The following is a 20,612-nucleotide window of genomic DNA, read 5'->3' as shown; positions in this document are numbered from 1 at the left end:
TCTCCACATGGAAGACCGAGTTCAACCATGATTCCATGGGAACACGCCAACAGTTTACCTTCAAACCGTATGAAAGCGAGTGACATTGAAAAAGGATATTGAACTGAAAAGTCTGGCAGACCAATCTGTCACCCTGCTGAAGGGGGTTGGGGCAAGGAGTGCCGAAAAGCTTGCAAAACTGGGTATCGCCACCTTGCAGGATGTGCTGTTCCATCTGCCGTTGCGCTATCAGGACAGAACCCGGGTTCATCCTATTGGCGGTCTGCGGCGGGGCGATCAGGTGGTCATTGAAGGGGAGGTCGACTTGGCTGAGATCAAATTCGGCCGGCGACGCTCACTGATGGTCCATCTCTCCGATGGTACCGGCAGTCTGTTTCTGCGTTTTTTCTATTTCAGTAATGCACAGCGACAGAATCTCAGTAGAGGGGTGCGGCTACGCTGCTTCGGCGAAGTTCGTAGCGGTCCCAACAGTCTGGAGATGGTGCATCCCGAATATCAGCGGCTCTCGGACGATGAACCGTTGATGGTTGAGGATACGTTGACCCCGGTCTATCCGACCACTGAGGGAGTGCATCAGTTGACCCTGAGAGGGTTGATCGGCCAGACCCTTGAGTTGCTTGATCGATCCCCTTCTGCCCTGCGGGAGCTGCTGCCCGAGAATCTGTTACAGCGGTTCCAGCTCTCCAGCCTGCTGGAGGCGGTCAGTTTTCTGCATCGTCCTCCACCGGATGTGGATCAGCGTTTGCTGCTCTCCGGTGAGCATCCCGCCCAGCAGCGGCTTGCCTTCGAGGAGTTGCTGGCCCATCAGATCAGTCTGTTGACTGTACGGGCGGAACACCGGCGCATCAAAAGCACCGCCTACACCAAACAGAATCGACTCAAGCAGGAGCTGCTCGAGGCTTTGCCCTTCAGTCTGACCGAGGCCCAGCATCGGGTGGTCAGCGAAATCGAAGATGATCTGGCCCACTCCAAGCCGATGCAACGGCTGGTGCAGGGGGATGTGGGTTCGGGTAAAACCGTGGTCAGCGCCTTGGCGGCACTGCAGGCGATCGGTGCCGGCAGTCAGGTGGCGCTGATGGCGCCGACCGAGCTGCTGGCGGAGCAGCATCTGAACAACTTCAGTCAGTGGCTGACCCCCCTGGGGGTTGAGATCGCCTGGCTGACCGGACGGCTCAAGGGTCGAGCGCGGGAGCAGGTGCTGCAGCGGATTGAGTCGGCTGAGGTACAGATGGTGGTGGGTACCCAGGCGCTGTTTCAGGATGATGTGTCGTTTAGCGATTTGGGATTGGTAGTGATCGATGAACAGCACCGTTTCGGTGTGCATCAGCGCCTTGCCTTGCGGGAAAAAGGGCAACAGCAGAATCGTACACCCCATCAGTTGATCATGACCGCCACACCGATTCCACGCACCCTGGCGATGACCGCTTATGCCGATCTCGATCTGTCGGTGATCGATGGTCTGCCGCCGGGGCGTAAACCGGTCACCACGGCCGTACTTTCCAGCAACCGTCGTGATGAGGTGGTTGCCCGGGTCAGGGCGGCCTGTGCCGAAGGGCGTCAGGCCTATTGGGTCTGTACGTTGATTGAGGAGTCGGAGGTATTGCAGTGCCAGGCAGCGGAAGAGACCGCCCGTCTGTTGGCCGAGGCGCTTCCCGAGCTTAACATCGGTCTGGTTCATGGACGCATCAAGCAGGATGAAAAAGAGCGGGTGATGGGGCAGTTCAAATCCGGCTCACTGGGTCTGCTGGTGGCCACCACAGTGATCGAAGTGGGCGTGGATGTACCCAACGCCAGCCTGATGATTATTGAGAATCCAGAACGCCTGGGATTGGCTCAGTTGCATCAGCTGCGAGGCCGGGTAGGGCGAGGCAGCGCGGAGAGCCACTGTCTGTTGATGTACCAATCCCCCCTCTCGCAACAGGCGAAGCAGCGTCTGGCGATCCTTCGCGAGACAGGAGATGGTTTTGTGATCGCCCAGAAAGATCTGGAAATGCGTGGTCCTGGCGAGGTGCTCGGCACCCGTCAGACCGGTGAGATGCAGCTGCGGATCGCCGATCTGATCCGCGATCAGGAGATGCTGGATGATGTTCGTGATGGGGCGGCCATGGTGCTTAAACAGGATCCGGCTGCTGCAACTGCCCTGGTCAAGCGCTGGCTGGGTGACCGGGTCGACTATGGGCGGGTTTGAGCGCTGATCCCATTGTGCATCCCTGAGCGAGCGTTGCCGAACGATTGTCCGGCATCACGGATGTTCGTCAACTGCTTGTCTGCTGTGCCATAATCGATCTTTTTCAAGGAACAAAGCTTGAGTCAGCGAAGCAGTAAGAGGTCACTACTGGAACCCCATTGGAGCGATTGGTCGCAACGCCGCTACAGCGGGGTTCCACCAGAGGCTCAGGAGTGGCTGCGCGATACCGGTTCCCTCACCCGACGGGTGATCCAGTGTTGTGGATCAGGCCGGTTCCGGGTCTCGCTGCAACAGCAGGGGTGGGGGCGGCCGCTGACCAGTGAACGGCAATCGTTGCAGATGCGTCAGGGCCTATTGGCGCTGGTGCGCGATGTGGTGTTGCTTTGCGATGACACTCCCTGGGTTTTCGCCCGCACCCTGATTCCTGCCTCCACCCTGAAAGGGCCGGCACGACGACTGATGCTGCTTGGGGAGAAACCTCTGGGAGCCGTGCTTTTTTCTGATCCGAAGGTGATTCGGGGCGCTACCATGTTTGCCAGACTCAGCCCGGGGCATGCCCTGTTCGATGCAGCCTGTGAACATCTTCAGAATCAACCGGAGTTGCTTTGGGGTAGACGCACCCTGTTCTATGTGGCGCAGAGACCGATTCTGGTGAATGAGCTGTTTCTGCCGCAGTTGCCAATGCGGATGAGTGATGATCGATGAGTGGTGAGGCGAACATGGGACTGCCGCCGGTCCAGTCTGTGGGCTGGGGAGAGAGACTGCGGCGCTATGCGCTGCTGGTCAGGCTGCATCGTCCGATCGGTATACTGCTGCTGCTCTGGCCGACCCTCTGGTCGTTGTGGATCGCCGCTGACGGGGTGCCTCCCTGGGGCATGGTATTGGTCTTTACCTTGGGGGTGGCGATCATGCGCTCTGCCGGGTGTGCCATCAATGACTATGCGGACCGGGATTTTGACGGCCATGTGGCGCGTACCGAGGATCGTCCCATTGCCAGTGGGTTGGTGCAGCCCAGAGAGGCAATTGGTGTGTTTCTGGTGCTCTCCCTGATCGCGGCCACGCTGCTGATCTTTTTGAACTGGCCGACCCGTTATCTCTCTCTGGTGGCCCTGGGGCTGACCGCACTCTATCCCTTCATGAAGCGCTATACCTATTTACCTCAAGTGGTATTGGGCGCTGCCTTTGGCTGGGCGGTGCCGATGGTCTTCATGGCGCTGACCGAGAGTCTGCCGCTGATCACCTGGGTGATTTTTCTCTCCACCCTGATCTGGGCGCTGATCTACGATACCCAGTACGCCATGGTGGATCGAGAGGATGATCTGAAAATCGGCGTGAAATCCACAGCGATCCTGTTTGGCCGTCATGACAACCTGATTGTCGGTCTGCTGCAAGGGGTGATGATCGGACTATTGATATTGATCGGTCTGATGAGTGATCGTGGCCTGCTCTATTTTCTGGGGATTGCCGCGGCGGCGATGTTGTTCCTCTATCAGCAGTGGTTGACCCGGGATCGCAATCCCAAGGCCTGTTTCGAGGCCTTTCTCAACAATAACCGGTTTGGCCTGGTGGTGTTTGGCGGGCTGGTGCTTGATTACGCTGTTTAGACCCATACTTGATTCGATATTCAATTATTCAGTATCAATTTGCCAGAAGCTTGGAAGTGAAGTGAAAATGGATTGTTGCCAAGCGGACCATCAAGCCAATTATGGCGACATTCTGAAGCGGCAACCTGCGATACTTCCTGTGTGTAAACATGAGAAGTAGCAAAATCTCTCCTTAGCAATTTAATATCAAGTGCCATCTCAATCGCTAGGGATAAAGGGAATTAACTAACTCTTAGCAAATGGGAATCGCCATCCACTGGATCTGCTGGCAAAGGATATTGTTAAGCCACTTAAAACAGTATTTAAATGTATTGAAGTGTTCTGTGTAAGTGCAATCGAACCCTGTGAGGGTAATTACTAGTTGATGCAGCATCGTGAATAGACCGATAATCAGTCACCTGTATTAGTACATTTAGGAGCGTGTTATGGACAACACCTTAAGCCGACATGGCAACGTAACAGATGGATCTGTTTTATCACCCAGCTCACTTGATGGTCTCGACTCGAGAGCGTCTAACAGCAGTCAAATGTCCAGTTCAGACCTTAAAACGACAGGTGAACGAATAGCCGGCAGTCTAACCACTGAAGACCGACTGACTAGCACACCGAGTACTTCTGAAAAATTGACTGGCGCAGTAGAAACATCGGCTATACGAATCGATGAAATTAAACAAGTTGAAGAGACTTGGGAAAAGCTGAGAAGCTATCCAGAAATCAAAGCGATAGAAGACAAGGTTGGTAGATTTAAGATCACCATAGATTATTCCCAAATAACTGGATATAACGCGGATGAGAACGAAATAATCATCAATCCAGACTATGTTAAGGCTGCTCCATATAAAACAGTGATGAACGAAAGTATTGAAAACTCTTTAGTTGAGCTACCCGAAAAGGAGTACTGGGAGTTTATGGATAACTACCCAGAGAGTTATCCATTTTCCTTTGAGCGCCAGTTAGTCCATGAAGCACATCATGCTTTGCAACCTGATTATCAATTACTCTATGACCTGAATCCTAGCCAGTTCGAAGAGCCAGTAATAAAACAAACTAATGAATTTATGTGGAATCATTTTAAAGAGCCGGCCAGAGATCCTAACTGGCACTAGCGATATTGTGAATAGTTACAGATTTCTAGGTTATCTACTCGCTGCCTGTTTATTGTTTGGGTCTTCTGGGTGTGAATCGTCATCCTGTAATTTAGAACAACTTAAAGAGTCGACAGAAAGGGAGATTATCGTTAGCAAGGCCAATGATTTTTCAGTGATCGAAGCGGGCTCTATGAAGAAGATATCTCTTAATCCAGATGTGCCACAAATGCCATTTGGCTATCGGCACGAAAAATGGGTGGCCTTCAAAAAGAAATTCCAAGATGGTGACTGTTTAGTTTACTTTACAACCCCTGAAAAGGCCTGGAAAAGACTCGCTGGGCTTGAAGGTTATGCCATCATGCGTGGCAATGAAATTGTTGCTGTTTTTGTCCTGAAGGTCAGCTGAGGCTCTGACTTGCCTGGTTTGTATTTCGCCATTCACAACGAAACCAGGATGGTTTTGGGATTGAGTCAAAAAAACTCAGGCTGGATGAACTCCAGCCTGAGTAAGTGTTATTAATTACGACGTTGACGTCTTGCTTTCAATAACGGGATCAGTAGCAGGAGCAGCCAGGGGCCGAGAGCGCCACCACCCGATGTCGGGTAGGCGCGGGGTTTGTTGAACATCGGCTGCTGATTATCGACTCGATTGTCGGTCACCGGTACAGCGGCCCGTTGTTGTCGTGCAGCCCGTTCCTTAGCAACACGCGCCTGATTGTGACGATCGATGCCATGCTGCTGGAACTGCTCTTCTCTGACAACCACCATTGAGGTGTAGTCTGTCACCAATCCATACTCTTTAGCGACATCCACAATGGCTTGTCGCGTGTCAGCATCCTCACCCAGATAGTCGATCTGGTTTTGCAAAGATTCAATAGTGGCATAAGCCCATAACCGTTCAATCTCGGGGTTGCGGTTACTCTGGCTGGGAAATTCGAATTGGCTCGAATAATCCCGCTTTTGTCCTGAAATCTTACTGCGAATGGTGACATCAGCCATACCGTCGCCCCAGTAGTGGCCGAACAGGATCATTTGACGACCCCGGTAGAGGGACCCGATTCGATTCGGCGTCAGATCCTTGACTTTGACTCCTCGAATGCTCACATCGATATCGTGCATTGCCTCATGGGTTAACTTATCCGTTACCAACATCAATTGGCCGACAATATCGTCACTGTTTGAGATATTGATCGAAAAGCCATTGGAAATTTTTGTCATGCCTTCCAGTAGCGGGCGATTGGCGCTGTTACCCATGACAAAACTGAATAACCGCACATCATATTTTTCAAGCAGCTTGAGAAATGCTCTCTTTTCCGTAGTGCCGACATTGGCAGCGCCATCGGTTACCAGGATGATGGCGCTCGAACGATCGGAATCCAAACCCTTTATACCTCGTTCGACACCGGCATAAAGATTGGTACTGCCATTGGGTGCGATATTTTCAAGCTTATCGATATAGCGTTGTGCGTTGTCTCTGCTTGCGTTGATATAACCTGAAGTGAGCTCCCTGGCGCGGTCGTTGAAGAGCACGATCCTGAAACGATCTTTCTCTGAAAGTTGTCCTAAGCCTTTTTTCACCCCTTCAACCAGGCTCTGATACTTACTCTTCATCGAGCCTGACAGGTCAAGCACGAAAACCCAGTCCCGGCCTTCATGGATGGAAGCCAGATCATCCCCCGGTGTGACGGTCAGCATAAAGGTTCCTCTATCCTTACCTGGCTCCTTATGGGTGACCATGTCGACACTGCCCGGTAAGCCCTGTTGGTGTCGCCAATAGACCACAATATCTCTATCCAGTTTCTGGATGATTGCGGGGGTGGCTTGTGACTCGCCTTCTGCTGTTTTGGCCTGGCCGTTTCGCAGTGCGACCAGCCACTCCTGTGGGGAGTTGGCGGTTGCGGATGCCTGGGGGTGTTGTGGCAATCGCATGGTGTCGATCGGGTAGGAGGAGCGTAGTTTCAGGTTGAAGCTGAACGCCTCTGTCACCACGTCGTTATAGCTCCAGAAAGCCAGCTTCTCCTCATCCACACCGCCCTCTTCCAGGGGGTAGACATAGCGTCCAATACCACTATCCACATGGGCGGGCTGAATATAGACAAGGCGGATTTTTACATCCTGCTGAGGTTTTACCGGATAGACATGGCTATCAAAGGTGCGGTAACTGTCCTGCTCGGTCAGTGCGGTTTCCCGGCCGGCATGGCGTTCCTGCTGGTAGACCTCCCTGGCCCGCTGTTTCTCCAATACCTCGCCGGTTACCGGTTGGCCATCGATCCAGTAGGTAAACTCTCCGACAGAGGCTTTTTCCGGAACCGGAAATGAGTAGATGGCCTCAAGTTCACGATCGTTGGGATTGAAAAAGACCTGCTCGACTGAGGTGACCGCATAACCGTCCTCGATGGTGACGTCGACATGGTGCTGTTTGATCTCCAATTCTGGCAGGTTAGCCGATTTCGGCGTCATCAGTCCCGCAGATGTGGCACTCTGGGCAGCGAAAAAGGTGAGGCCAAAGAGCAGATATTTAAGTTGTTTAGTTAGAGTGGTCATTCCGAAAACTCCATATTTATAAAAAGGGGGGCTCCACATCGGAGTTAAGGACACCGTAGCGGTGGGTTGTAATTAAATAAACCAAATACTTAAAAGCACTATTATTGGAAACGAAAAGTACTATTTATTGATACTATTTGTCGGATAAAACGGGATGAGCCAAGCAACCGGCTGTTGGAAATCTCCGGTCTGGTGCAGATCGCGGCTGAAGGGCGGGTGCGCATCACCATGCAGGCTGAGGATCAGGAGCGGGAGATGGTGGGCAGCACCCAGCTCATGCTGGCAGCGATCGGTATCTTTAACCACGACAGTTTGTTCAGAATCCGGCGGAGTACCGCTTTACTGAGACGGAGCTGACTCAGTTACTGGTCAAGCTGGACAGGTTGAGGATCATTGAGTTTTTACCGCTCAATCGGTTTAAGCTGGTGGTGAATATAAAACCATTATTTGGCGTACCAACGGGCCGATTCAGGGGTTTTTATGAGTATCTCAATGCGAAATTTCTGCGAGAGGAAGAGATGCTGATCTGTGCCAACGGATACTGTCTGAGAACTCGAAGTTGAGCATGTTACGGCAGTTGAAGCGGGTGTCGGTGGAGTGTTACCGGCGGGCTGAAGAGGATGGTTCATTGCCCGGTTACCAGCGTCAGGGCGCCAGCTTGATGCAGGTATTCAGGCATGGGATTTCAGTGTTTTCCGACAATTGAAGCGGGATAGGTAGAGGGAGAGAAAGTGGCAAGTGATCGTCCAAAAAAAGATCATGCTGATGTGATTATACCCCCACCGGTGATCCACATAGTCAGCATCGGCTTGGGGGGTGTGATCAGCAACTATTTTCCCATGCCACTGCCGCCATGGATAATCCTGCAATGGGTTGGTGTCATGCTGAGTGTCGCGGCGATCGCCATTACTCTGTGGGGTATGCGTGAGTTCCATGCGTCGCGTAATCCGGTTGCTCCGATCCGGCCGGTCAATCGATTGATGGTTTCCGGGCCATATCGATTCACCAGAAACCCCCTCTACCTCGCTCTGATCCTGTTGCAATTGGGGCTTGCTCTTGTTTTTCTTAACGGCTGGATGGTGCTGCTGCTACTGCCTGCGGTGGTGATTGTGCACTTTTATGTTGTAGCGCGGGAGGAGGCCTATCTTCTACGCCGCTTTGGCTCTGACTATCAAGCCTACCAAGAGCGGGTCAGGCGCTGGATATAAGCAGATTTTGCTGCTTCTGGATGAAGGAGTGACAGAGTCTGGTTGAGATGATGGGGTCGCTACGTTGTCAGGCACTGTAGACTCGACGAGACTTATGAGATGAGTGTGTTTTACAGCATGTAGCATCAGGGATAACATCGTTGGATTCATGGTTAGGATTGATATGGATATTAAATTTGTAAGGCTGATCAGGAAGGTCCCTCGATTTATACGAAACCACGGCAAAGACAACTTGTTCGTCTACATCCTGACGATTCCATTATTATCTTTTTTCAGCCTGCTGTTGACACCAATCAAGAAGAAGACAGACAAAGATCCCTTCTACCACGTTTTTAATCGATTTACGGCAACCGTTAATGAAATGCCCCAGGCAGCCCTGCTTGAGATCGGTTCAAGAAATGTAACCGGTGTGGTGAAGCGTGACCTATTTCAATCCACGGTGGACTATACCGGCGTGGATATCCATGCTGGGGAGAACGTGGATGTGGTGGCTGATGTTCATGAGCTCTCATCCCACCTCCCGCAGAACCACTATGATGCGGTTTTTTCAATCTCTGTGTTCGAGCATTTGGCGATGCCCTGGCAGGCCGTGATCGAAATCAACCGGTTGATGAAGCCTGGTGGTTTGCTGTTTATCGCCACTCATCCAGTGATTCCACCTCATGAGCTGCCATGGGACTTCTGGCGATATTCCAGCGAAACATTCAAAGTGCTGCTGAATCAAAGAACCGGCTTCGAAATATTGGAATCCGTAGAGGGAACACCGGCCAGAGTCCTCTCCTTGTCCCGTGACCGAACCACATCCAAGGTGCATTTGATACCGGTTCATCAGAGTATTGGTGTGCTGGCGAGAAAGATTGATGTTGCTGATGCGGCGCTCTCTTGGAAGTTGCCTGTGAGCAGTTTATTACAGAGTCAGTACCCAAAAGGAAAGACCACTGCCTGATCGATGCTGACGGTCTGGAATCGATTCAGGCTTGACTGAATGGGGTCAGTATCATGTCATCTTTTTTTTGTTGGGGTCTAGGGGGTGTATTTCTATCTGCCTTATACTTCTTCTGCTCCCGGTGGATTACCCGTCGGTGTGACTGCATCCTGTATTGCTTCCGGCGATGCGGTAATCGCACCGCTGGTCAACATCGGCGAGGCGTCCAGGTCTTCCGCATTCATCATCTCTGCGATCCGCTGAAGTGACGAGAGCAGTTGGTTCTGTTCCCAATCCTTGAGCTCGCTCAGGCGTTGCTGAAAGCGCTCCTGTAGCAGGGGCACGGATTGCTTCACCAGAACCTCTCCCTGTTTAGTGGCCATCAGTATCACTTTGCGTTTGTCACCGGTGTCACGACTCCGCTCCAGCAGCTCTCTGCTTTCAAGACGCTTCACTACATCGGTGACGGTTGCCTGGCTTAGACTGACCCGTTTCGCCAGCTCGCTGCCGGTGATCTTTTCGCTGCGCACGATCTCCGTCAACAGCAGCGCCTGGGGGCCGGTAAGGCCATGACTTTGAACAAGGTTTCTTGAATGCTGATCAATCGCCCGAATGACTCGTCTTAGGGCGATCAGGATGTCTTCAGTGATGTCCGCGTGGATCATGAAATTACGTTCCCTAAATAATGTTAAGTATTTGTTACCTGTGTTTTTGCAGGGTTTACAGATAATAACGGGATTTTTATGGTTAAAATGTTTAGAATACTAATCATAGTTAGCTGAATATAAGGATCTTACGCCTGACACGAGAAGTGGTTGTGCGGGCATCCAGTTCTATGTGTAATGCAGGAAGATATCTCTCCGGACAGATCCTTATCTGTCTGTTTCTCTGCCATTTTTCTCTATCGGCAATCGGTGCGCCGAGCCTCTCCCTAGCACCGGTACAGAGTACCGATGGCAAGGCCACACTGAGCTGGGATATTCCGCAAGGCGCCCGCGTTGAAGTTGAATCAAGCCTGGATAACAGCTTTGTCAATGTAACCCCTCTCTATCAGGGCAGTGACCGGTCGACTGTATTGACCGGATTGAGTGATGGATCTTATCACTTCCGTGCCCGCATCGTGCATCAAGATGGTGCAATTTCACCCTGGAGCGAGCCGGCAAGCCTGCTTGTGGAGCACCATACCCTTGCCAAGGCAGTGGGTTTCTTTGCTGTGGGCGCGCTGGTGTTTGTGGCGACCCTCTGGTTGATCATCCTCGGTGCAAGGCGACAGCAATAGACTCATGGAACCCAAGCCGCTGCAAATCGATTTTCCACGCCTTAAATCCGATGTGGAGGCGCTGGCTGCCATCGGTCGGGCGGATGATCAGGGCATCTACCGGATGGCCTTTTCCGATGGTGATATGCAGGCCCGGAGCTGGTTGCGGGAGCGTATCGTTCAGGCTGGGCTCGAGTTGCATCAGGATGGGGCGGCGAACCTGTTTGGTCGTCTGGCGTGGGATCCTGAAAAGCCCAGCGTGATGGTCGGTTCGCACATCGATACGGTGCCCGGCGCCGGACATCTGGATGGTGCCCTCGGGGTGCTTTGTGGTCTGGAAGCGTTGCGATCGATGAAAGAGCAGGGGGTCAGCCTGAAACGGCCCTTGGAGCTGGTGGCTTTTTCCGACGAGGAGGGGCGTTTCAGTGGCATGTTCGGTTCCCAGGCCCTGTGTGGTGATATCTCCCCTCAGTGGATTCATGCTGCCCGGGATCTTTCAGGGGTGGGTTTGGCCGAGGCGATGGCCGCTCAGGGGCTGGATGCCAGTGAGGCACTTTCCGCCGCCAGATCACCGGAGAGCCTGCACGCCTTTGTTGAGCTGCATATCGAACAGGGGCCGGTACTCGATGAATTGGGTAGTTCGATCGGTGTGGTAGAAGGTATCTGCGGCCTGAAGCGCTGGGATGTGCGTCTGACCGGAGTCGCCAATCATGCAGGTACCACGCCGATGCTGATGCGCAGTGATGCCTTTCAGGGGCTGGCGGAATTCTCCGTGGAGATCGACCGGATTCTGGAGGAGCATGGTGGTCCCCAGAGTGTCGCCACCATCGGTCGTGTCGAGCTGTTGCCCGGGGCGGCTAACGTGGTGCCTGGTGAGGTCCGTTTTGCCCTCGAATTTCGCGACCTGGAAGAGTCGATCCTGTATGACCTGAGCGATGCGTTTCGGCGTACTTTGTCAGCCATCGCCCGGCGTCGTGGCCTGATGTTCGACTTCAAGGTGGTAAGTGAGCTGGCGCCGGTTAGCTGTGATCCACGTATCCGGGCACTGATTGAATCCACGGCTCAGGCCTTTGCCTACAGCCACCATCAACTCCCCAGTGGCGCTGCCCATGACACCCAGCAGCTGGCGCGGATCACCAGAACCGGCATGATTTTTGTACCAAGTAAGGATGGGCGCAGCCATTCAGCGGCGGAGTGGACCTCGTGGAACGACATCCAAGCCGGCGCCAATGTGCTGCTGAACACACTCTATGAACTTGCCAATGAGGAGTCACCATGAGTGATCAAGAAGAAAAACAACCAGATCCTTATATGAATGTCGATCCGCTTCGGGATACTTACCGGGAAAAGATCGCTGAAGCGGCGGGTCGTACCCACTCGCTGCAAAGACACAACACCGCGCTGTTGTGCATCGATATGCAGTATCTTGATGCCGCGCCCGGATATGGCGTCTTCGCCGATGCAGACTCATCCGGTCTGCCACCGGAATCCCAGGCCTACTATTTCGATCGTCTGGAAAGTCTGGTGTTGCCCAATGTACGGCGTCTGCAGGATGCCTTTCGCGCCAACCGCCTGGAGGTGGTGCATACCAGAATCCAGTCACTGACCCAGGATGGGCGGGATCGGGGGCCAGGACACAAGCGCCTCAATCTGCATGCGCCACCAGGCTCCAAAGAGGCGGAGTTTCTGCCGATGATTGCACCTCATGGGGATGAGATCATCATCGATAAGACCGCATCCGGGGTTTTTACCTCGACCAACCTGGAATATGTACTGCGCAATCTGGGTATTACCGGATTGTTCGTTGTCGGTGTTTACTCCAACGAGTGCGTCAGTACCGCGGTGAGAGACGCCTGCGATCTCGGATTTTATGTCACCCTGATCTCCGATGGCATCGCCACGGTGACCCCTGAGTTGCAACAGGCCACGGACACCACCATGAAGGACCGCTATGCCCGGTTGATGAATACCGAAGAGGCTCTCTCGGAGATTGAAGGGGTATTCCTTTGAACTCTGATCCGGTACTCAGTGCGGATCTTGGCTGGCTGATACTGGCTCTGTTCAGTGTCGTCTGGATCTGGCTGGGCTGGTGGCTGGGTCGGCGCGCCCAGGGGTTGGATGGATTTATGCTGGCTGGCCGCAAGGTCGGTCTGGCCCTGGGAACCGCGACTGCCATGGCCACCTGGGTGACCAGTAACACCACCATGGCGGCTCCCCAGCTTGCCTTTCAGATGGGGATCTGGGGTATGGTCGGATACTCATTGGGCTCAATTGGTCTGATTCTGTTTGCGCCGTTGGCGAAACGGATTCGGGAGCTGATGCCTCAGGGTTTCACCAGTGGTGATTTCATCCGGCTGCGCTATGGCAATCTGGCCTGGCGGGTGTTCCTGGTGATCTCCCTCTTCTATGCCTTCGGTTGGTTGATCAGCCTGGGAATGGCTGGTGGGGTCTTGATCAACGCCCTCACCGGTATCGACTACCACATCGGTATGTCAGTGATTGTCGCGGTGTGCGTCAGCTATACCCTGTTGGGTGGTTTGCGTGCGGTTATCGGTACCGATTTTCTGCAGTCGCTGATTATCCTGACCGGTATTGTCATTCTGGCGGTGCTGGCGATTTCCAAGGTCGGGGTGGATACCATGCATGAGCAGGTGTTGATGGAACGGCCGGAGCTGCTCAATCTGCTGTTTCCTGCCGCCATCATGTTCCTGTTCAACAATCTTCTATTTGGTGTCGGCGAGATATTTCACTCCAACGTCTGGTGGAGCCGGGCATTTGCCTTTCGTGAGGGCGTCGGTTTCAAAGCCTACCTGATCGCCGGTCTGTTCTGGACGCCGGTGCCGATCGTAGCCGGGTTCCTCGCCCTGACCGTGCCTGCCCTGAATATCAATGTTCCGACGGCGGACATGGTCGGCCCCCTGGTGGCTGGCGAGTTACTGGGTGCCGGTGGCGCGGTGCTGGTCTTCATCGTGGTCTTTTCCGCCCTGGCCTCAAGTCTTGACTCACTACTGGCGGCCACTTCTGACCTGGTATTGACCGATCTCTATAGAGGGCATCTGCGGCCTCAGGCCGGGGAAGAGGAGTTGGTCAAGGCGGCCCGCTGGATAACCCTCGGTCTGGGTCTGGTGACCTGGCTGCTCTGTTGGCCACGTATCACCACGCTGGCCGAGCTGCTCTATTTCACCGGTGCCTTTGTCGCCAGCACCATCTGGCCGGTGGCCGCCGGTCTTTACTGGCGCAGCATCAACCCGATGGGCGCCACCCTGGCGATGGCGCTGGGTACCCTGGTCGGGCTGCTGAGTTATTTCATGATCGGTTTCTATGTGGCGGCTCTGGTGGCAGCTGCAGTTTCCATGACCCTGGTGTTGCTAACTACCTGGCTGGCGCCACGTAGCTTTGATTGGCAGATGCTCGATCCAACACCGACACCTGCCAGGGAGGCCTAGTGTACGAGCGATGATTATCCCTCCTGAAATACTCAATCTGCTGATTATATCTGCAACAGCGATGGTGGCCGCCGCACCGGTCATTCTGTTGTTGCTCTGGTTCCGGGATAAAAAAGGAGGAACCCTGTGGTGAACGATATTGATGCTCAATTGACCAAGCCGCTGGAGGAGCCGGCGCTGGATGTACAGGGTTTTGAGCGGCCCAGATTCCTGATGGACCGGCTGGTGGAAGATCTGGTGCCTTTGCTTGAACTGGCCCATCGGCCCGTGATCTCAGCCCGTCAGTTTAGCCGTGATCAGCTCGTGCAACTCTGCCGTCTGGCTGCAAAATATGAGACCGAGCCCCAACGTATCACCCGTCCCCTGACCGGCAAGATTCTGATCTCTGCCTTCTATGAGCCGAGTACCCGCACCCGGCTCTCGTTTGAGAGTGCCTGGCATCGTCTGGGTGGGGACATCATGTCGATCACCGACCCGGCAACCACCGGTATTGCTAAAGGTGAGTCACTCTATGATGTGGGGGAGATGCTCAACCACTATGGGGATATGGTGGTGCTGCGGGACAGTGACGAGCGGGCCGTCTATGAGATGCTTGAGGCGTTGCGTATTCCGATTGTCAATGGCGGTAATGGTACTGATGAGCATCCGACCCAGGCGATGGCGGATGTCTACACGATGCTTAAAGCGGTGCCTCAGCTGGTTGATCCGACTCGCATGAAGACCTCTGAAAAAGTCCGTATCGGCATTATTGGTGTGCCGGGTAGGATGCGTACCATCCGTAGCCTGTTGCTGTTCCTTTCGCTGTTTTCAGAAGGCATCGATGAGCTGGTGATTGTCAGTGAGGATAAGGATCCCTTCTCCGAGGGGCAGTATCAGGAGTTGAGCGGGGCGGGGCTGAATATTCGTATTACACCTGATTTGAACGAGGTGCTGCCGCAGCTGGATGTGGTCTATCTGAATGCCATCGCCTGGGTATCGGATGGTTATGAGGAGCATGGCCGGATCTATCGACTCGATGCCGACTCGCCGTTCAAGCCCGGTGCTGTTGTGATGCATCCTCTGGCCCGGGGGGAGGAGCTTGATCGCAGTCTGGATGACACCCCCTACAATTGGTATTTCGCCCAGGCTCGTGGTGCGGTTTTCGTGCGCATGGCGCTGCTCTCCGTGTTGTTGAAAAGTTATAGCTGAAGTAAAAAAGATATGTGTGGTATTGCAGGATTTATCTATGCGGACCGGGATCGACCTGTCGACCCTGAAACCCTGGTGGCGATGGCGGCCATTCAACACCATCGAGGCCCGGATGGCTTCGGCGTAAGACGCATGCCGGGAGTGGGGTTCAGTCATGCCAGGCTCTCCATTGTGGACCTGGATGAGAGTCGCGGGCGGCAGCCGTTCGAGAGTGCCGATGGGCGGCTGATGCTGACCAAGAATGGTGAGCTCTACGATTACCAACGCATCCGCGCAGATCTCACTGCCCGAGGGGACCGGTTTCAGACCAAAAGCGATTCAGAGATGATCATGCATCTCTATCCACGTCTCGGGCTGGAGGGGATGCTGCCCCATCTGCGGGGTGAGTTCGCCTTCGCTCTCTACGATAAACCGGCCGATCGACTGATGTTGGTGCGCGATCGCTTTGGTATCAAGCCGCTCTACTGGGCTGAAGCGGACGGGGTGCTGGTGTTCGGGTCGGAACTGAAAGTGCTGTTCGCCCATCCCGAAGTACAGCGAAAGTTTGATCCGGCCGGTGTCTACCATCAATTGATGCAGACCATCGTGCCAGGTTCCACCGCCTTCAAGAACATTCATCAGGTACCCCCTGGGCATCAGTTGGTGGTTGAGCGAAAGGATGGGCGCCTGCATATTTCGCAGCGGAAATATTGGGATATGCCCTTTCCTGAAGAGGGTGAAAGACCCTCGGAGTATGATGAGGGTGAGTGGATCGAAGCGGTTCGCGCCAAGCTGCTGGAAGCGGTGCAGCTGCGTCTGGAGGCGGACGTGCCGGTGGGCTGTTATCTCTCCGGTGGTATCGACTCCTGTTCGATTCTCGGATTGGCTGCAGCAGCCAGGCAGAGCCCGGTGAAGGCCTTCACCATCGGTTTTGACAACAAGGACTATGACGAATCCCCGATCGCCCGGGAGATGGCCGAAAGCACCGGTGCGGATCAGGATGTGATGATGCTGGATGCCTCTCATCTTTATGATAATTTTGTCGAGACTCTGTGGCACACCGAGCGGACCATCTACAACACCCTGGGGGTGGCAAAACTGTTGATGAGCCGGCATGTGCAGAGCGTCGACTACAAGGTGGTGCTGACCGGCGAGGGTTCCGATGAGTTGTTCGGTGGCTATCCCGCCTTCCGCCGGGATATGTTTCTGCACGGTCTGGATCATCTCTCCGCCGAGGAGCGTGCCGAGTGGGAGAAGCTGCTGGCGGAGCAGAACAAGCTTTTTAAGGGGGCAATGCTGGCAGAAGATGAAGTTCGTCATCAGGCGCTGGAGGAGAAGGTCGGATTCACCCCGAGCTGTCTGCAGCCCTGGCTGGCTTCCGCTACCCGGGTGCCGGGACTGCTCTCTACAGAGCTGAACGCTCAACTGACCGACTACGATCCGGGGCAGGCCATTGCACAACAGCTGGATGGCGAGAGTCTCGCGGGACGCCATCCCCTGGATAAGGCCCAGTATGTCTGGATCAAGACCATGCTTGAAGGGCAGATCCTCACCTGGGGTGGAGACCGGGTCGATATGGCCAACTCCATGGAGGCCCGTCCCGCCTTTCTCGATCATCATCTGGCGGAATTGGCGGCACAGCTACCTCCCTCCCTGCGCATCAAGGGCAAGACGGAAAAGTATGTATTGCGCGAAGCGATGAAAGGGTTGTTGCCCGAGGTGCTTTACAAGCGGGAGAAGTTTGCCTTCATGGCGCCGCCTGCCCACACCGATCCGAAGAAGTGGGCCGCGATGCGGGGATTGGCGGATGAGTATCTGAATCCGGCTGCCATTGCCGATGCGGGCCTGTTGTCAGCGGAAGGGGTAAAAGCGCTGTTCGATCTGCATGACGACAAGCAGTTAACGGCGGCCACCCAGAACAAGCTGGATGCGATCATCAACCATATGCTTGGCGTGCAGGTGCTGCATCGTCACTTTGTGGCAACTGATGTACCGGCACAGGCCAAAGCCAAGGCAGAGCAGCTTGGCTGGCGTGTTGAGGCCTCCATGTAGGGTTTGAGGTGCCTGGCTGGCTCCTCAAGAAAAATGGGATTGGAGTGGTCGAGCTCAGCGCCTCTGTTCTTCAGCCAGACCCTTATAGAGGCTGACGCACATCAGCAGCAGCACCAGGGTGAATGGTAGACCGACGCTGATTGCGCCAGCCTGCAAGGCCTTCAACGCTTCTGCGCCGCCACCATACAGGAGTGTGCCGGCAATCACGCCCTCCAGCGTGGCCCAGAATATCCGCTGAGGTACCGGAGCATCCACCTTGCCGCCTGAAGTGATGCTGTCGATTACCAGAGATCCGGAGTCTGACGAGGTGACGAAGAAGATCAATACCAGGGTAATACCAAGGAATGAGGTGATCGATGACATCGGCAGGTTTTCCAGCATATGGAACATGGCCAGGGAGACATCGGAAATGCCGTTCGCCAGTTGGCCAACACCGTTGATTGCCTGATTCAGGCCGGTGCCACCGAAGGCGGTCATCCAGATCAGGGTCACCAGGGTAGGGACCAGTAACACCGCGATGATGAACTCCCTGACCGTGCGTCCTCTGGAGATGCGGGCGATAAACATGCCGACAAAGGGTGACCAGGAGATCCACCAGGCCCAATAGAAGACCGTCCAGCCGTGAAACCAGTCACTGTCTTCCCGTCCGAAGGAGTTACTGAGGGGCAGCAGGTTTTCAAAGTAGGCTGATGCGGTTGATGCTATCTGGCCAAAGAATCCAAATCCCTGGCCCAGTATGAGGACAAACAGCAACAGGAATGCGGCCAGCGCCATATTCACATTACTCAACAGTTTTACGCCCCCATCGATGCCTCTCACGACGGAAAATATGGCAATGCTGGTCACGCCGATGATGATGGCGATCTGGGTGTTGATCGCATTCGGAATATCGAACAAATGGTTGAGTCCACCGGCGGCTTGCTGTGCCCCCAGGCCTAACGAGGTGGCCAGGCCGAAAATGGTGGCCAATACCGCCAGCAGATCGATAATGTGTCCAGGCCAGCCCCAACAGGATTCGCCCAGGATAGGGTAGAACGCTGAACGGATGGTCAGCGGCATGCCTTTGTTGTAGGCGAAAAAAGCCAGTGACAGGGCAACAACCGCATAGATGGCCCAGGGGTGGAGTCCCCAGTGGAACATGGTGGCGCCCATCGCAGTTCGGGCAGCCTCAGGGGTGTTGGCGGCAACATTGAGCGGTGTGCCATACCAGTTGGTGTAGTAGGCCACCGGTTCGGCAACACTCCAGAACATCAATCCTATCCCCATACCGGCCGCAAACAGCATGGCAAACCAGGAGAGTGTTGAGTAGTCTGGGGTAGCGGTTTCGCCGCCTATTCTGATTTTACCGACCGGAAGAAATACCAGAAAAAGACAGAACAGCACAAAAAAATTGGCGCCCCAGATGAACAGCCAGTCAAAAGCATGGATAGACCAGGCTTTGGTCCCATCAAGCATCGATTTCGCTTCGGCGGGAAATACCAGTGTGCCGATCACAAACAGCAGAATCAGGACGGCGCTGATGAAGAACACCGGATTATGCATGTCCATGCCGAACATTTTCAGATTGTCCTGGCCGACCTCGTAATCCGTGGTGTAGGTGTCGTTTATCGGGGAGTTTGACATAATGAGTATACTAAGTTTAGTGTACTAAATAATATGCTCGTTTAACTGGGTGATTGCAAGCGTTATGATATTGGCAATTTCTCAGTGACTAATTATTTTGTATGCGCTTTTCGTATAAGCTCAGATCAGTCTGAATTCCATAATTAATAGTAAGAACACTAAGGAAATGCCGATGCTGATTACCCAGGCGACTCCCTTCCGCTCCCTTTTATCCGCCGTTGTTTTACTGTGCGGTCCTAGCGCTCTTTACGCCGACGAGAAGGAGAGTGAACTGCTGCTGAAAGAGATCCGTCAGATGCAGCAGCGTATCGAGCAACTTGAGCAACAAATTCAAAGCGATCAGGTAGCAACAGAAGCTGATGAATCGACAGTTGAAGCGCAGATGGATGAAGCGGAGGAGGCTGAAGCTTCACAAACCTCGGTAAATGAGGGCATCAAGGTTGGCGGTGCCGTACGACTGCAGTACAGCAATGAACGATACAGGGAAGGTAATCGGGATCGAGGTGGTGATTTCGACTTTGATATCTTCAGGTTGAATTTGGACGGTCAGATGGGTGGCGTATTGCTGTCGGCGGAGTGGCGATGGTTTCAATACATGAATGCAGTACATCACGCCTGGGTAGGTTATCAGGTTGATGAGGATGCGCAGGCGCAGGCCGGCATCCAAAAAGTGCCGTTTGGTGTTTTACCCTATAACTCACATAACTTTTTCTTCAGTTCCAACTACTATGTCGGTCTTGAAGATGACTATGATGCCGGTGTTAAGTACCTGCATCAGGAGGGACCTTGGGATCTCCGCTTCGGCTTCTACTTCAACGACGAGCAGGGTGGTGTCGACGGCTTTGTCGATAACCGTGAGGATCGCTACTCCTATGATGTGGTGGGTTTTCGCACACCCGGTGAAGGAACCTATGCTGAGCCGGTCAATGCCGTCGCTGAAAACAATACCTTGAATGCCCGCGTCGCTTATCAGCTGAGTCCATTGGAAGGGGTGGATCTCGAAGTTGGAGTTTCAGGACAGTATGGCCTGTTGCACGATGGTAACGACAAAGCGGGTAATCATAGCGCTTATGCCGTGCATCTTGTTGGAGACTACGGACCCTGGAATCTGCAATTGCAGGCCACTTCATATGAATACGATGTTGATGGCGGCGCCGACCTGATGGCGGTAGGAGCCTACAGTTTTTTTGACACTATCCCTGCCGAAGCGGATAGCTATACAGCAAATCTGGCGTACAGTCTCCCTGTTGCATGGGGGGCAATCACCAATCTGACTTTCTATAATGATTTTTCTCTGATCACCAATAAATCAGCAGGCCTGGATGATACTTGGATGAATGTGCTCGGTGTAGCGGTTTCCGCTGGTGGACTCTATACCTATATCGATTTCGTTACAGCTGAAAATCAGCCTTTTATAGGTGGCAGTATGGGTACTGACAGTGGAGAGTCGGAACAGCGACTGAATATCAATCTGGGTTACTATTTTTAGGCATATCAGAGGCAATCAGT

20 protein-coding genes are annotated in these 20,612 nt (G+C 53.9%); 17 read left to right on the top strand and 3 right to left on the bottom strand.

Going from position 1 to position 20,612, the window contains the following annotated elements; translation table 11 throughout:
- The first annotated feature begins 79 nt into the window (after nucleotides 1-79).
- The 5 genes from recG (at nucleotide 80) to AC4IE8_RS17200 (ending at nucleotide 5,286) form a co-directional block, all read left to right on the top strand.
- Nucleotides 80-2,188 (top strand): ATP-dependent DNA helicase RecG, encoded by a 2,109-nt coding sequence (gene recG, locus AC4IE8_RS17220; RefSeq protein ID WP_490791547.1) that lies wholly within the window; start codon nucleotides 80-82, stop codon nucleotides 2,186-2,188.
- Nucleotides 2,189-2,305: 117 nt separating this feature from the next.
- Complete coding sequence (locus AC4IE8_RS17215) at nucleotides 2,306-2,893, top strand: chorismate--pyruvate lyase family protein (RefSeq protein ID WP_490791546.1); 588 nt, start codon at nucleotides 2,306-2,308, stop codon at nucleotides 2,891-2,893.
- Nucleotides 2,890-3,792 (top strand): 4-hydroxybenzoate octaprenyltransferase, encoded by a 903-nt coding sequence (ubiA, locus tag AC4IE8_RS17210; protein ID WP_490791545.1) that lies wholly within the window; start codon nucleotides 2,890-2,892, stop codon nucleotides 3,790-3,792. Before AC4IE8_RS17215 ends, ubiA begins: the two co-directional genes overlap by 4 nt.
- A gap of 425 nt (nucleotides 3,793-4,217) precedes the next feature.
- A complete protein-coding gene (locus AC4IE8_RS17205; RefSeq protein WP_490791544.1) occupies nucleotides 4,218-4,898 on the top strand; it encodes a hypothetical protein in 681 nt (226 codons plus the stop codon).
- A 172-nt stretch (nucleotides 4,899-5,070) separates the two neighbouring features.
- Nucleotides 5,071-5,286, top strand: a complete 216-nt coding sequence (locus tag AC4IE8_RS17200) for a hypothetical protein (RefSeq protein WP_068987553.1) — start codon at nucleotides 5,071-5,073, stop codon at nucleotides 5,284-5,286.
- Nucleotides 5,287-5,396: 110 nt separating this feature from the next.
- Here AC4IE8_RS17200 and AC4IE8_RS17195 read toward each other — a convergent pair whose 3' ends face one another.
- Nucleotides 5,397-7,424: a VIT and vWA domain-containing protein gene (locus AC4IE8_RS17195; RefSeq protein WP_490791543.1), complete on the bottom strand. Its 2,028-nt coding sequence runs from the start codon at nucleotides 7,422-7,424 to the stop codon at nucleotides 5,397-5,399.
- 174 nt (nucleotides 7,425-7,598) lie between these two features.
- On the opposite strand from AC4IE8_RS17195, the gene AC4IE8_RS17190 reads away from it, so the two are divergent.
- From AC4IE8_RS17190 to AC4IE8_RS17175, 4 genes are all read left to right on the top strand, one after another.
- Entirely contained in the window at nucleotides 7,599-7,781 is a 183-nt protein-coding gene (locus tag AC4IE8_RS17190; RefSeq protein ID WP_490791542.1) for a hypothetical protein, read from the top strand.
- 208 nt (nucleotides 7,782-7,989) lie between these two features.
- A complete protein-coding gene (locus AC4IE8_RS17185) occupies nucleotides 7,990-8,130 on the top strand; it encodes a hypothetical protein (RefSeq protein ID WP_490791541.1) in 141 nt (46 codons plus the stop codon).
- Between the two features lie 25 nt (nucleotides 8,131-8,155).
- On the top strand, nucleotides 8,156-8,632 hold the full coding sequence (locus AC4IE8_RS17180) for a methyltransferase family protein (protein WP_490791540.1): 477 nt from the start codon (nucleotides 8,156-8,158) through the stop codon (nucleotides 8,630-8,632).
- 163 nt (nucleotides 8,633-8,795) lie between these two features.
- A complete protein-coding gene (locus tag AC4IE8_RS17175; protein ID WP_490791539.1) occupies nucleotides 8,796-9,578 on the top strand; it encodes a class I SAM-dependent methyltransferase in 783 nt (260 codons plus the stop codon).
- 101 nt (nucleotides 9,579-9,679) lie between these two features.
- Here AC4IE8_RS17175 and AC4IE8_RS17170 read toward each other — a convergent pair whose 3' ends face one another.
- A complete protein-coding gene (locus AC4IE8_RS17170; RefSeq protein WP_490791538.1) occupies nucleotides 9,680-10,222 on the bottom strand; it encodes a MarR family winged helix-turn-helix transcriptional regulator in 543 nt (180 codons plus the stop codon).
- Between the two features lie 170 nt (nucleotides 10,223-10,392).
- Between AC4IE8_RS17170 and AC4IE8_RS17165 the strand changes: the two genes are divergently transcribed.
- The 7 genes from AC4IE8_RS17165 to asnB are packed head-to-tail and all read left to right on the top strand — an operon-like array spanning nucleotide 10,393 to nucleotide 17,480.
- A complete protein-coding gene (locus tag AC4IE8_RS17165; protein WP_490791537.1) occupies nucleotides 10,393-10,836 on the top strand; it encodes a fibronectin type III domain-containing protein in 444 nt (147 codons plus the stop codon).
- 4 nt (nucleotides 10,837-10,840) lie between these two features.
- Nucleotides 10,841-12,094, top strand: coding sequence for a Zn-dependent hydrolase (locus AC4IE8_RS17160; RefSeq protein ID WP_068987560.1), 1,254 nt, complete (start codon nucleotides 10,841-10,843; stop codon nucleotides 12,092-12,094).
- A complete protein-coding gene (locus tag AC4IE8_RS17155; protein WP_068987561.1) occupies nucleotides 12,091-12,825 on the top strand; it encodes a cysteine hydrolase family protein in 735 nt (244 codons plus the stop codon). The genes AC4IE8_RS17160 and AC4IE8_RS17155 overlap by 4 nt, the downstream gene beginning before the upstream one ends.
- Nucleotides 12,822-14,261 carry a sodium:solute symporter family protein gene (locus tag AC4IE8_RS17150; protein ID WP_068987562.1) on the top strand — a complete coding sequence of 480 codons (1,440 nt, stop codon included), beginning with the start codon at nucleotides 12,822-12,824 and terminating at the stop codon, nucleotides 14,259-14,261. The genes AC4IE8_RS17155 and AC4IE8_RS17150 overlap by 4 nt, the downstream gene beginning before the upstream one ends.
- Nucleotides 14,262-14,271: 10 nt before the next feature.
- Nucleotides 14,272-14,394, top strand: a complete 123-nt coding sequence (locus AC4IE8_RS17145) for a hypothetical protein (protein WP_490791536.1) — start codon at nucleotides 14,272-14,274, stop codon at nucleotides 14,392-14,394.
- Nucleotides 14,391-15,449, top strand: coding sequence for an aspartate/ornithine carbamoyltransferase family protein (locus tag AC4IE8_RS17140; RefSeq protein WP_490791535.1), 1,059 nt, complete (start codon nucleotides 14,391-14,393; stop codon nucleotides 15,447-15,449). The genes AC4IE8_RS17145 and AC4IE8_RS17140 overlap by 4 nt, the downstream gene beginning before the upstream one ends.
- Nucleotides 15,450-15,461: 12 nt before the next feature.
- Nucleotides 15,462-17,480 (top strand): asparagine synthase (glutamine-hydrolyzing), encoded by a 2,019-nt coding sequence (gene asnB / locus AC4IE8_RS17135; protein WP_490791534.1) that lies wholly within the window; start codon nucleotides 15,462-15,464, stop codon nucleotides 17,478-17,480.
- 54 nt (nucleotides 17,481-17,534) lie between these two features.
- On the opposite strand, the gene AC4IE8_RS17130 is transcribed toward asnB, so the two are convergent.
- Nucleotides 17,535-19,103 carry a BCCT family transporter gene (locus AC4IE8_RS17130; RefSeq protein ID WP_068987565.1) on the bottom strand — a complete coding sequence of 523 codons (1,569 nt, stop codon included), beginning with the start codon at nucleotides 19,101-19,103 and terminating at the stop codon, nucleotides 17,535-17,537.
- A gap of 172 nt (nucleotides 19,104-19,275) precedes the next feature.
- On the opposite strand from AC4IE8_RS17130, the gene AC4IE8_RS17125 reads away from it, so the two are divergent.
- Nucleotides 19,276-20,592: a hypothetical protein gene (locus tag AC4IE8_RS17125; RefSeq protein ID WP_068987566.1), complete on the top strand. Its 1,317-nt coding sequence runs from the start codon at nucleotides 19,276-19,278 to the stop codon at nucleotides 20,590-20,592.
- Nucleotides 20,593-20,612: the final 20 nt, after the last annotated feature.

The sequence above is a fragment of the Candidatus Thiodiazotropha sp. AKAK2 genome (genome assembly GCF_058244685.1).
This window is presented reverse-complemented; position numbering and strand designations above follow the sequence as displayed.